General features: G+C 63.0%; 6 protein-coding genes. 5 read left to right on the top strand and 1 reads right to left on the bottom strand.

The genetic code is table 11. The features are described 5' to 3' along the window. Positions 1-181: 181 nt before the first annotated feature. The 3 genes from glmS to ACVOKO_RS02530 all read left to right on the top strand — a co-directional run bounded on the left by glmS (position 182) and on the right by ACVOKO_RS02530 (position 8,671). Entirely contained in the window at positions 182-2,014 is a 1,833-nt protein-coding gene (gene glmS / locus ACVOKO_RS02540) for a glutamine--fructose-6-phosphate transaminase (isomerizing) (RefSeq protein ID WP_346496955.1), read from the top strand. 624 nt (positions 2,015-2,638) lie between these two features. Next, complete coding sequence (locus ACVOKO_RS02535; RefSeq protein WP_346496953.1) at positions 2,639-7,864, top strand: autotransporter domain-containing protein; 5,226 nt, start codon at positions 2,639-2,641, stop codon at positions 7,862-7,864. Positions 7,865-8,074: 210 nt separating this feature from the next. Next, the gene (locus ACVOKO_RS02530) at positions 8,075-8,671 is read left to right on the top strand and encodes a PAS domain S-box protein (RefSeq protein ID WP_346496951.1); all 597 of its coding nucleotides are present in this window, start codon (positions 8,075-8,077) and stop codon (positions 8,669-8,671) included. Positions 8,672-8,965: 294 nt separating this feature from the next. On the opposite strand, the gene gloA is transcribed toward ACVOKO_RS02530, so the two are convergent. Next, positions 8,966-9,493 (bottom strand): lactoylglutathione lyase, encoded by a 528-nt coding sequence (gene gloA / locus ACVOKO_RS02525; protein WP_346496949.1) that lies wholly within the window; start codon positions 9,491-9,493, stop codon positions 8,966-8,968. Between the two features lie 391 nt (positions 9,494-9,884). Between gloA and ACVOKO_RS02520 the strand changes: the two genes are divergently transcribed. Both ACVOKO_RS02520 and ACVOKO_RS02515 read left to right on the top strand, forming a co-directional pair. Further along, positions 9,885-10,310 (top strand): CopL family metal-binding regulatory protein, encoded by a 426-nt coding sequence (locus ACVOKO_RS02520; protein ID WP_346496947.1) that lies wholly within the window; start codon positions 9,885-9,887, stop codon positions 10,308-10,310. A 96-nt stretch (positions 10,311-10,406) separates the two neighbouring features. Continuing rightward, positions 10,407-13,121 (top strand): TonB-dependent receptor, encoded by a 2,715-nt coding sequence (locus ACVOKO_RS02515; protein WP_346496945.1) that lies wholly within the window; start codon positions 10,407-10,409, stop codon positions 13,119-13,121. Positions 13,122-13,145: the final 24 nt, after the last annotated feature.

The raw sequence follows: 13,145 nt of genomic DNA, 5'->3' as shown, positions 1-13,145 counted from the left end.
GCAGGTCGCGTGCCAACTCCAACTTGTTGAAATTGTTTGGAAAGTATTCAGAAAGGTGAGTGTCCGGGTGTCCGCGGACGCTTTCGCGGACAGTGTCCGGGCGCCGATGTCCCGGCATGTCCGCTGGTTGTCTGATCCAGCTGACTTAGAATGTCTGCTCGTAAACACGAATGGATAGGCTATGTGCGGGATTGTGGGAGCGATCGCGGATCGCGATGTGGTTCCAGTACTGATTGAAGGGCTCAAGCGGCTGGAATATCGCGGTTACGATTCCTCCGGCATTGCAGTGCTGGATGGCGAGCACATCCGACGCGTACGCCGCACCGGCCGCGTCGCTGAAATGGAAGGCGCGGCCATCGCCGAGCAGTTCCATTCGGTGCTTGGCATCGGCCACACCCGCTGGGCCACCCATGGCGGTGTCACCGAATCCAATGCCCACCCGCATATCAGTCAGGGCGTGGCGCTGGTGCACAACGGCATCATCGAGAACCATGAAGAGCAGCGCGAGAGGCTGCTTGCGCTGGGCTATGTGTTCGAGTCGCAGACCGATACCGAGGTGATCGCGCACCTGATCCATCATCATCTCAAGGCCGATCACGACGATCTGCTCAGTGCCCTGCAGCGCACGGTCAAGGAATTGACCGGCGCCTACGCGCTGGCGGTGATCAGCGAGAACGAGCCCGAACGCATGGTGGTGGCACGCATGGGCTGCCCGCTGCTGGTCGGTCTGGGCGAGGGTGAGAACTTCGTTGCCTCGGACGTGTCGGCGATTCTGCAGGCCACCCGTCGGGTGATGTTCCTGGAAGAAGGCGACACCGCCGAGCTGACCCGCCACGGCGTGCGTGTATTTGATGCCGACAACGCCCCGGCGCAGCGCGAACAGCGCATGTCGGACGTGTCCCTGGCTTCGTTGGAGCTGGGGCCGTACCGCCACTTCATGCAGAAGGAAATCCACGAGCAGCCACGTGCACTGGCTGACACCATTGAAGCGGCGATTGACGCCGGTGGTTTCCCGGCAACGCTGTTCGGCCAGAACGCCGAAGCGGTGTTCAAGGACATCGAAGGTGTGCAGATCCTGGCCTGCGGCACCAGCTACTACGCTGGCCTGACCGCGCGCTACTGGATCGAGGCCATCGCTGGCCTGCCGTGCAGCGTGGAAATCGCCAGCGAATACCGCTACCGCGCCGCCTATGCCAATCCCAAGCACCTGATCGTCACCATCTCCCAGTCCGGCGAAACGCTGGACACGATGGAGGCACTCAAGTACGCCAAGTCGCTTGGTCACACGCACACGCTGTCGATCTGCAACGTGCCGGAAAGCGCGATCCCGCGTGCAAGCGAGCTGGTCTGCTACACCCGTGCCGGCGCCGAGATCGGTGTCGCCTCGACCAAGGCATTCACCACCCAGCTGGCCGCGCTGTTCCAGCTGACCGTGGTGCTGGGCAAGCTGCATGGCAAGGTCGATGCCGAGCAGGAGAGTGGTTATCTGGAGCAGCTGCGGCATCTGCCGGGCAGCGTGCAGCATGCGCTGAACCTGGAGCCGCAGATTGCCGCTTGGGCCGAACGTTTCGCCGGCAAGTCCAACGCGCTGTTCCTCGGTCGTGGCCTGCATTACCCGATCGCGCTGGAAGGCGCGCTCAAGCTCAAGGAAATCTCCTATATCCACGCCGAGGCCTACCCTGCCGGCGAGCTCAAGCACGGCCCGTTGGCGCTGGTGGATGCGGAAATGCCGGTGGTGGTCATCGCCCCCAACGACAGCCTGCTGGAGAAGGTGAAATCCAACATGCAGGAAGTGCGTGCACGTGGTGGCGAACTGTTCGTGTTCACCGACCAGGACAGCAACTTCAACGCCTCCGACGGCGTGCATGTGATCCGCACGCCGCGTCATGCCGGCGTGCTCAGCCCCATCGTGCACACCATCCCGGTGCAGATGCTGGCCTACCACACCGCCCTGGCACGCGGCACCGACGTGGACAAGCCGCGCAACCTGGCCAAGAGCGTGACAGTGGAGTGATATCTGTCACAGGGGTGTAACCGAGGCTGCGGATAATCACCAACAGCAGCCCGGTCCTCTCTCCCCGACGTTGCTGCGAAGCCCGGCCTTGAGCCGGGCTTTTCTTTTTCCGGAAGGCCTGCATCGCCGCCTTGCACAAAGCCCACGCGCGACTGCCTGGCTGAGCGCGATCATGTGCCATTGCACGATATGGCAGCTATATCGAGCGCAATGCAGGTTCTGCTGCGGCCGAAGGGGTCCTGCCGATACCGCGTGGGAAATCCGGCAGCTGGGGTGGGGCGGCCTGTCTACCCTGCTAAATAGCAGGATTGGGGTGCGGCCCGGCGTTGAATAGCATTGCGCCCTGCGCTGCTGACCTTATGCATCATCCGGCCAGCGCGCCTGATCGGTAACGGCGCTGCACTGGGGGCTGGTTTGGTGCCATTCGGGATAGTGCGCCTAACAGTGGTTCCGGGGGGGGCTTGCCACCGGCGGCAAACAGCGTGGTTCCTATCAATTACAGACGCGACGCGGGGCTTGCTGGCGTTGTGCCTTGGTGTGTCCTTTCCTGCCAGCGTCATGGTCTGGCTGCGCGGCTTCGCGCAGCAGCGGGCCGCTGCTCCCCGCTCTCACAAGGTGCAATCCATGTCCGCTCCCGGTTTTCTTGCACGTATCGCCTGGGTGATGCTGATCATGGCGCTGACGACAGCGTCGGCGACGGCTGCCATTACCGCGCGCGTCACCTACCAGACCCACTCGGCGTACCTGGCAAACAATAATCCCGGTGTTGGCCATCTGATGTTCTTCCGCTCGGACGTCGAACACACCGACGGCTATTACGACGAGGTGGCCAACGACAACAACGCCAGGCTGAACCTGCCGGCGAATGTGAGCAATGCAACGGTGGACCTTGGAACTACCGCAGGTTGGTTCACTGTGGGCTTCAACCATGGTGAAGCAGCACAGGCAATGGGCTGCAGCACCGCGCCGATCACCTTTTCTTCCGCGCGACGGCTGGTAGATGGCCAATCCATCGATGTGACCGTCACCTGTGTGGCGCCGGGAGTGGTGCCGGTAGTGAAGGCCGCTGATATCAGCCTGTCCGGGGCAACAGGTACCAGGGGAAGTTATCGGATTGGCGATGTAGTCCGTGCAAGCTGGGACAATACGAGCAGTCGCGGTGGCAATGCCGGAGTCAGCGGGGTCAGCGTCGATTTCAGTGAGTTCGGCGGTGGCGCGGCAGTGCCTGCGACCAATATCGCGGATGTGTGGAGTGCAAGCTATACCCTCGTCGAGGGGAACATCGACGCGGCCGACCGCAATGTGCGTGTTGTTGCCAGCAGCAGTGCAGGTAGCGCAGGCGCCTGGGGAAGCAATGATGTGGTGGTGGACGCCGTCTTGCCGGTAGTGAGCGGCGCGCGGATCACCCTGGCTGGTGGTAGTGGCACGGGCGGTGCTTACCGGATCGGCGACACGGTTACCGCGCGTTGGGATGGCGGCGCAGGCGGCGACAACAACCTCGACACCATCGCCTCCGTCCGGCTTGATTTCAGCGCTTTTGGGGGTGGCAAGGTGGCGGCCAACAACGCTGCCGGCAAGTGGACGGCAGCGTATGTCATCGTCGCCAAAGCCATTGATACCACCAGTGCAGGGGTGGTGGCCACGGTTGTTGATGATGCGGGCAATAGCCGCTCCGCCACCAGCAACGACAAGGTGAGTGTGGACGCAATTGCACCGCTGGTGACTGCGATCAACGTGATCGGAACACCCGCTGCGGGCGCGACCGCGGTTACGTTTGCCGTTGCTTTTGGTGAAATGGTGCATGACATCGACAGCGGCGATTTCATGCCGCTATCGAGTGGCTCGGTGGGCTTCACCAGTATCGGTGCCTCCGTCTCCAGCGGCAATGCGGTGAATGTCACCGTCTTCGGCCTGTATGGCAACGGCACGCTTGGCCTGCGTGTTGAAGGCGGTGATCACATCGTCGACAAGGCAGGAAACCCGGTGGCCGCCTTCAGCAAAGCCGGAATCCACACGGTGGCAGTGCCGCGTCTGCCTGGCGCGCCGACGATCGGGGCGGTCACGGTGACCTCGCTGAGCAGTGTCACGGTGGGATTCACACCGCCCGTAGACGATGGCGGCGCGGCCATCAGTCGATACCAGGTGATGGTGATGCCCGCGGTATCCGGCAGTCCGTTCACGGGCACCAGCGCGCCGATTGCTGTCAGCGGGCTCAGCCCTGCCAGCACCTATACCTTCCAGGTTGCGGCGATCAACGAGGTGGGTGTGGGCGCCGCATCGGCCGCGTCTGCGCCGGTCAGTACCAAACATCAGCAGAGTATCGAGCTGCTGCCGCGTGGCGGTGTGGTGCGCGTGGGCGACGTCCTGCAGGTGTCCACACTTGCCCGGGCCAGCTCGGGCCTGCCATTGGTGCTCACCGTGCAAACACCTGCAGCGTGCACCGCAAAAGCAGATGGAACACTGGTCATCACCGCATTGGGGCCGTACTGCGAGGTGACCTTCAACCAGCCCGGTGATGCCCAGTGGCAAGCGGCGGAAGCGGTGACCGCGCAGATTCCGCTGCAGGCCGGTATGCCGGGCGCGCCCGTCATCGGAGCTGCGCTGGCCATGACGTGGGACGGCGTGCAGCTTGATTTCACTGCACCGGCATCCAATGGTGGTGCCACGGTGACGGGCTATCTGGTTACCAGGATGCCGGGCAGTATCACCACGCGGGTTGCTGCTTCGCCAGCACTGCTTACCGGCCTGCTCGCCAATACGCGCTATGCATTCACCGTGGCAGCGATCAATTCGGTGGGGACCGGCGCGCCTTCGGCCCTGTCTGCGGCGGTCACCACGCCCAAGCGACCGCAGTCCATCACCGACACCTTGGGCAATCGTCATGCCGCAGGCACCGGGCATGTTGGTAGTTACTACTTCGTGGCAACCTCGGCGTTGCCCGTATCAATTGAATCGACCACGCCTGCCGTGTGCACCGTTGATGCAGATCAACACATATTGCTCGAGGTGGCGGGGAACTGCGATCTGATCATCCGCCAAGCAGGCGATGCGACCTGGCTGGCGGCAGCGGATCTTTCGAAGCGGATAGAGGTGGTTGCGGTCAGTCCATCGGTACCGCTTCATCCCGTGGCGAAGTTGCTGCCTCCCAACAGTGCCAGTGTGGGTTTCACGCCGCAATTCAATGGTGGTACGGCAACGGTGGACTATGAGGTCATTCCATCGCCAGCAGTGCCCGGCGCCCGCTTCGTAGGCACGGCATCCCCGCTCAGTGTTACCGGTTTGAGTCCGGGCACCACATATACCTTTACGGTCACCGCCAGCAATAGTGCCGGTGCCAGCATGCCCTCCAGCAGCTCCAATGCGATCAGCACGACGCCAGCGGTGTCGGTCGCTGCGGTTGCCGTCGCGGTGCCCTATGGGGCGCCGGTGACGCCCATCGCGCTCACCATCAGCGGGGCGGCAAGCGAGGTACGCATCGTTTCACCACCAGCGCATGGGACTGCCGTGGTCAGTGGCATGGGTATCGACTATCAGCCCGATGCAGGCTATGCCGGTAGCGATCAGCTCAGCTATGCGGCGGTTGATCTCTACGGTGTGTCAGCGGCAGCGGCGGTGAACATCACCATCGACGCACCGACGCTGCGGATTGATACCGCGAGCCTGCCTGCGGCACGGGGCAGCAGTGCCTATGCGCAGGTGTTCAGCGCCAGCGGTGGCAGTGCGCCCTACCGCTATGAACTGGCAGCGGGTGGCAAGCTGCCGGACGGGCTGAGTCTGGGCGTGGATGGAAAGCTGCAGGGCACCCCAAAGCAGGCCGGTAGCTTCAACTTCAGCGTCACCGTCACGGATGCGAGTACCGGTCTGGGTCCGTTCTCGGCAACACGGCCATATACCCTGGCGGTGGCAGCCGCCGACGTGACGCTGGACATTGGCGGTCTGCCGCCGATAACAGGCGGGCAGACGTATCACTACGTGCTGCAGCCTGCCGGCGGTGCCGCGCCCTATCGTTTCGAACTGGTCGGTGGGCAGTTGCCACCGGGCCTGGAAATCAGTGCAGATGGTGAGATCAGCGGCCGCGTCGAGGCAGCCGGGGATTATGGTTTCAGCGTCCAGGTGACCGACGCCAACGGTTTCAACGGTGTGCAGTTGATCACGTTGCGGGTCGACCCACTTGCACAGGAAATCACCGGTTTCAGTACCGATCCAATTGCGCCGGTGTATGCCGAGGGCGCCAGCTTCACGGTAGTGGCCAACGGTGGCAACTCCAGCAGCGCGGTGGTGTTTGCCAGCGCGACGCCGGCGATCTGTTCGGTGAGCGGCGACCGGGTGATGATGTTGGCTGCGGGTAACTGTGTGCTCCGAGCCGACCAGCCGGGCGACGCGCTTTACAGCGCGGCGCAGCAGCAGCGGTTCGAACTGCTGATTGGATTGGCCACGCCTTCCCTGCAATGGGGCAATGCAATGAGCAGAACCCATGGCGAGCCGGCTTTCGATCTGAGCGACCCGGTCAGCAATAGCCTTGGCGCGTTCGCCTTCAGCAGCAGCGATACGACGGTGGCAACCGTCAACGGACGCACGGTGACCTTGGTGGGGCCTGGCAGCACCACCTTGCTGGCACGCCAGGCTGCTGATGGCAGCTATGCCGCTGGCGAGGTTGCCCTGACCTTGACGGTCAACGGCCGTCCCGACCCCACTACCGACGCGGAGGTACGTGGCAGTCTGCAGGCGCAGGTGGATGCCAGTGTGCGTTTTGCGCGGGTGCAGCTGGGCAATATCCAATCGCGCCTGCAGCAGGTGCGGGCGGGTGGCAATTCCTCGTCGGTTGCGTTGACCCTGGCCTATGCCGGAGATCAGCTCGGGCAGGGGATGTCGTTGCCACTGCAGATGTCGGTCAATCGCTTCAATGCGATGCCAAGTGGCTGGGGTGGTTGGATGTCGGGTACCGCCACCTTCGGTAATAGTGGCCCGCGTAATGGAAGCTTTGACTTCAACACCGATGGCATCAGCCTGGGGCTGGACCGCAGCGTCGGCGATAGCGGTCTGCTCGGCATGGCTGCCAGCCTGGGCCGCAATCGCACACGTTTTGATGCGTCGGTATCGCGAATGGACGCAGACCAGTACTCGTTGGCGATGTACGCCTTGTGGCGTGCCGGCGAGCGTCTATTTGTTGATGGCATAGTCGCGCAGGGGCGCTTGGACTTCGATATCGTCCGCTGGAGCAACCCTGCCAATGCCATGGCATTGGGCCAGCGTGAGGGCAGCCAGAGTTTCGCTGCGTTGACCTTTGGCTATCAGCAGCAGCACGGGCGTTATGCACTGTCCGGCTACGGTCGCTTTGACGGCAGCCGCAACCGTCTTGATGGGTATCGTGAGCACGGCGTAGGCATCTACGATCTGACCTACGCCGGGCAGACGCTCAATAACAGCGGGGTGGCGCTGGGCTTTGACGGCAGTTACCGCTGGCAGGGCGAAGGCCTTGAGCTGCGCCCGTTCTGGAAGCTGGAATACCGACAGTCCCTGTCCAACAGTGGCCAGGCATGGATGAACTACGTGCAGCAGCCCACGGCCAATGGCTACATGCTGGACCTGCAGAGTTATGCCGACAACATGCTGACACTGGGGGCGGGCCTGGAGCTGCAGACCCGCACTGGCTGGCTGCTGTCGCTGCTGTTCGGTCGCGATCAAGGCAGCAGCGGTTCATCCAGCAATAGCGTTGGCCTGCGCATTTCCTACGGCAAGGGCGCCGCTGCTGCGGGCAACAGCAACCTGGACCGGGAGCAATGCGCCGGCAGACGCTGCAGCGATGCGCACGGTCAGCCGGGGATGGCGGGGATGGCGGGCAGCCGCTGAGGCGCCTGGCCAACAAGCGCTGCCAGCATCAGAACAGGACTCAGCCCGGCCAAGTGCCGGGTTTTTGTTGTCTGTGCGGACAGTAAGACTTATCTTGCGTTTCGCTTTCAGCTTGGCGAAGAGGGCAGGCCGGTGTGTCGTCAGGCGGCTGCAGCAAGCGCGTTGAGGGGGATCTGGGGCAGCGCCTCGGCATTGGATACGGGGGACGTCATGGTGGGGAACATGCTGGGCGAAGGGTACGAGGCTTATGACCGGCTGCCGGATGCGGTGTTCATGGTCGATGCGGGCAATCGCATCGCCTACGCCAGTGCCGCGTGTGAAGACGTGTTTGGGTATCTTCCCGGTGAGGTGATCGGCGTGTCGATGCTGGACCTGCTGTTACCGGAGGAACAGGATCGCACCCTGCGTGAAGCGCGCAGCGTGGTGGCCTGCCAGGCGCGCACCGGCTTCGAGAACCGCTACCAGCACAAGCACGGCAACGCAGTGCAGGTGATGTGGTCGGCCCGCTGGCTGCAGGCGCAGCAGCTGCGCATTGGCATTGCGCGCGACGTCACCGTGTTACGCTGCAGCGATCCCTCCGCAAGCCAGGCGCTGCTGGCCAGGGCCAACCTTGCGCCGCATGAAAAGAAGGTGCTGCGCTTGCTGCTCACCGATGCCACTGAAAAGCAGATTGCCGACCAACTCGGTTTGGCGGTATCCACGACGCATTCCTATGTGTCGGCCATCTTCCGCAAGTTCGGCGTACGCGGACGCGCCGGGCTGATGAGCCTGTGGCTGCGGTCGATGAAGATCGACACTCACTTCTGAGTCTACTGTTGTCACCCAAGGTCAGCAGCAAGCGGGGATCGTAGCTGCCCATCCTGCTCGATAGCTGCGCTGGGCAGCATTGAACGGGACACGCGCTTCCGATCTCGCGTTGGCAAGGCGAATGCCGGGCCCGGTGTAGGAGTGGCGTAAGCCGCGGAGCACGTACATCATCTAACCTTGCAGAAAACGTTTGTTTCAACAATGTCAGCTTCGCGGCTTACGCCGCTCCCACAAGGAAGCGTTTAAGAAAAACGCCGGCAATGCCGGCGTCTTCCTGATCGGAGCAGCGTTGGCTCATGGCCGCACGGTATTGGAAATAATCTCCACCCAATAGCCATCCGGGTCCTTGATGAAGGCCAGGCTCTTCATCCGGCCATCGCTCAGACGCTTCTGGAACGGTACGTTCAAGGCCTCGAAGCGCGCGCAGGCGGTTTCGATGTCCGGCACCGAGACGCAGATGTGGCCGAAACCGCGCGGGTCGCTGTTGCCGTCGTGGTAGACCGGGCCGTCCTGGTTCTCGGTGCCGTGGTTGTGGGTGAGTTCGAGCACGCCGGGGATGCCGGCCATCCACAGGCGACGTTCGGCGTCGTCCTGCGGCACCTGCACGCCGGCCGGCACGTACGCCAGGAAGTACAGGCTGAATTGCGCCTCGGCAAAATCACGCTGGTCGATCAGCTGGAAGCCCAGCACGCGGGTATAGAAATCCAGCGAGGCGCGGATGTCCTTGACCCGCAGCATGGTGTGGTTGAACACGAAGCCGTTGGTTTCGGCCGGCACCTGTGCGGCGACGCCGGGCTGTTGAACAAGGGTTTGAAGACTCATGGGGGCAATCCTGTTGCGATGAATGGGGTAGGTGCGATGTGCTGCAGCCGCAGCGCAATGCCGATGCAAAAAGTTGCATATGAAATCGCTAGCCCAGCTTGCATGCGTCGATACAAAAAATCATCACCGGCATACCTTCAATGGCTAGGCGGCTGCGCGCGCGCTGGCTATGCTGCGTCGCAGGATAGTCGTTGTTCCCCACGTTTTGATGAAGCGCACATGCATTGCCGGATGTGCGCCGGGAGCGACGCTGGCGCAAGGCTTGCGCAGTTTGGTGGCAGGGGATGCCAGCACAGACGTAGCACGGCGTGACCAGCGGCGGTTGACAAGCTTTCTCTGGTCGCGTTATTCATTGTATGTATATACAAATAACGAGGCTGTTCGGATTTCCATGTCCTACCGTGTGTGGCTGCCGTTGCTGCTGATGCTGGTGCTCGCCGTCGAAGGCGTGCTCGGTGCGTGGGCGAGCACGCGCATGGTGCTGCACGCGGAAGGCATTCCGAGCGTTGCCGGTATCACCCGTGCCGCCAGTGCCAGCTGTGACCCGGCCCCGCGTGCTCTGGCCCAACGCAGGCCAACCGCTGGCGACGGCCACGACGCGCATGCGGGAACAACGGCTTCGGCCACCCACGCCGACGAGTGCAGCTGCGCCGACAGCGTGGGCTGTGAATGCCTGTGCGTGTTCACCATCTATCCCCCCGCGACGGCGCTGTTGTTCGCCGGCGCGCACCCGCCGGTAGCGGCCGATACGCCATTGCCGGCGCTGGTTCTGCCGGCTGGCAGGCTTTCCCGCGTCTTCCGACCTCCCATCGTCTGAGCGGTTGTTCTCGCGTCACCACGACGTTGCAGTGAACCGTGCTCGCGCCCGCGACTGCGGCTATCGCCACGAGATAAAACCCCAGCGAGAGAGAACATGTATTTGAAGCCCCAAGCCTTGGCTGCGGCCATTGGTGCACTGCTGTGTGCCGCCGCCGTCCACACCGCCAACGCGCAGGATGCGCAGCCCCCGAATGAAGCCGCGCGCACGCTGGACGCAGTGCAGGTAACCGGCAGTCACATCAAACGCGCGCAGTTGTCGGGCGTAGGCCCGGTCAGCGTGATCGATGCACAGGCCATTGAACGCTCCGGTGCTACTTCGGTTGACACCTTGTTGCAGCGGCTGCCGGCCTCGGCTGGTTTTGCCGGCAGCCAGAGCAATGCCTACTGGGCCGAGAACGGCTACGGCACCACCCAGGTCAACCTGCGAGGGCTAGGCATCAACCGCACCCTGGTGCTGCTCAACGGCCGCCGCATCGTCAACGGCGGCACCGGCGCCAACAGTTCGGTCGATCTGAACATGATTCCGGTGTCGCTGATCGAGCGCGTGGAAGTGCTCAAGGACGGCGCTTCGGCCATCTACGGCGCCGATGCGGTGGCCGGTGTGGTCAACATCATCACCAAGCAGGGTTTTGACGGTGCCGAGGCTGCCGTGCGATACGGCCAGACCACACGCGGCGATGGCGATGAAACCGCCGCGGATCTGGCCTGGGGTGTCACCAGTGAGCGTGGCTCGCTGATGGCTGGCATCAACTATGCCGAAGGCGGCACGGTCAACATGGGCTCGCGTGCACCCTGCGGCCTGGCCGAAGTGGATGGCAAGCTGGTGTGCTCGGGCAGCTCCACCACGGTGGGTGGGCGTGCGCTGCTGGCCGATGGCAGACGGGTCAATTTCAACCAGGTGCTGGGTGGCAATGGCGATTTCTACGAGCCGTATTTGGCCGCCAAGCACAACTACAACGGCAACCCCACGCTCAACGCGGTCAATCCGATCAAGCGGATCAGCATGAGCGTGTTTGGCGACAGCCAGCTCAGCGAGAACACCAGCGTGTTCACCGAGCTGATGTATACCAACCGCCAATCCGATCAGCTCGCTGCGCCCGGCGGATTGGGCGTGTACCGGCCGATCAACATCGCTGCCGATCACCCGACCAATCCAACCGGGCAGGACCTGCTGCTGCAGCGCCGACGCTTGGAAGAAGCCGGCCCGCGCCATTTCTCGCAGGAGGTGAATACCTTCCGTGGCCTGGTGGGCGTGAAGGGACATTTCGGTACAGGCTGGGATTGGTCGGCGGCCCTGAACTGGGGCCGCAATACCGGCGTTGATGGCTCCGACAATGTTGCCAATCTTGATCGTGTCGAGCAGACCCTGGACCGCCGCCTCTGCAGCCCGGTGCCGGGCGCGGCCATTCCCTGCGGCGATTATCTGGGCTATGGCGACCTGAGCCGCGAAGTGCTCGATTACATCCTCTACACCTCGCGCGATACCGGCGGCAACGAGCAGAAGAGCTTCACCGCCAACCTGAGCGGGCAGATCTTCGAACTGCCAGCCGGTTGGGTGGGCTTCGCCGCCGGCGTGGAAGTGCGCAAGGAACGCGGCTGGCGCAATCCCGATCCACTGACCGTGCTTGGCATCGGCAATACCAACCAGCAGGACCCGATTGCCGGTGAATACACCGCCAAGGAAGTCTTCGCCGAACTGGCCATCCCGCTGCTGCAGGACAACGTCATCGCCGATTCGCTTTACCTGAACCTCGCAGGTCGTGCCTCGGACTATGATCTTTTCGGCCGCGATTACAACTACAAGGCCGGCCTGGACTGGCAGGTCAGTCCATCGCTCAAAGTACGCAGCACCTATGCCACCGCGTTCCGCATCCCGAACATCCCGGAGCTGTTTGGTGGCGTTGCCGAAGGCAACCTGACCACTACCGACCCTTGTAGCAACTGGTCGGCGTTGCCGGCGGGCTCCACGGTGCGTGACAACTGCCAGGCCTATGGCGTGCCGGCCGGCTATGTGCAGCCGGGCAATACCATCCTCACCACCTCCGGTGGCAATGCCGACCTGAAGCCGGAAGACGCCACCTCGTTCACTGCCGGCGTGGTGTGGACGCCGGAGTTCCTGTCCGGCCTGACCTTGACGCTGGACTACTACAACATCCGCATCAAGCACGCGATCCAGCGCATCGACGGCTCCACCAAGCTGGCCATCTGCTACAACACGCCGGGCTTGGCGCATCCGTTCTGCGACGCCAGCAACTTCACCCGCAACCCGCGCACCGGCGAAGTGGATTTCCTGTCCTCGCAGCCGGTCAATGCCGCCAACGAACATGTCACCGGCTATGACTTCGGCGCCTTATACGAATTCAAGGCGGCAGGCTTTGATGCCAGCGTCAGCGCCGATGTGTCCTACCTGCAGCGTTACGACGTGCGGCCGTATGACGGCGCGGACCTGATCGAGTACGCGGGCAAGATCACCGGCGGCCGTGGCAGTTACGCCAAGTGGCGCGGCCTGGTGTCGATGAGCGCATCGCGCGATCAGTGGTCGGGTACCTGGAGTACGCAGTACATCGGACGCGCCGAAGACATCAACGCGGCACGTGGGGACATCGGCGATCACGCACCGTCGGTGTTCTATCACAACCTGCAGCTCAAGTACGCGGTGAGCAAGGCGCTGGATATATCGCTGGGCCTGGACAATGTCTTCGACAAGAAGCCGCCGTTCATCCAGAGTTATACCGATGCCAACACCGATACCATGACCTACGACCTGCTGGGTCGCCGCTGGTACGCACGCATCGGCTACCGCTGGTGACTGGATGCGCCCCGTCGCCAAGTG

The organism is Stenotrophomonas sp. STEN240 (assembly GCF_056756175.1).
The sequence above is the reverse complement of the archived record's forward strand: the minus strand, read 5'-3'. Positions and strand labels throughout refer to the sequence as shown.

What these genes read in the sequence shown, in the direction of transcription:
- glmS (WP_346496955.1), top strand. Translation starts at nt 182, where the DNA reads ATGTGCGGGATTGTGGGAGCGATCGCGGATCGCGATGTGGTTCCAGTA.
- ACVOKO_RS02535 (WP_346496953.1), top strand. Translation starts at nt 2,639, where the DNA reads ATGTCCGCTCCCGGTTTTCTTGCACGTATCGCCTGGGTGATGCTGATC.
- ACVOKO_RS02530 (WP_346496951.1), top strand. Translation starts at nt 8,075, where the DNA reads ATGGTGGGGAACATGCTGGGCGAAGGGTACGAGGCTTATGACCGGCTG.
- gloA (WP_346496949.1), bottom strand. Translation starts at nt 9,493, where the DNA reads ATGAGTCTTCAAACCCTTGTTCAACAGCCCGGCGTCGCCGCACAGGTG.
- ACVOKO_RS02520 (WP_346496947.1), top strand. Translation starts at nt 9,885, where the DNA reads ATGTCCTACCGTGTGTGGCTGCCGTTGCTGCTGATGCTGGTGCTCGCC.
- ACVOKO_RS02515 (WP_346496945.1), top strand. Translation starts at nt 10,407, where the DNA reads ATGTATTTGAAGCCCCAAGCCTTGGCTGCGGCCATTGGTGCACTGCTG.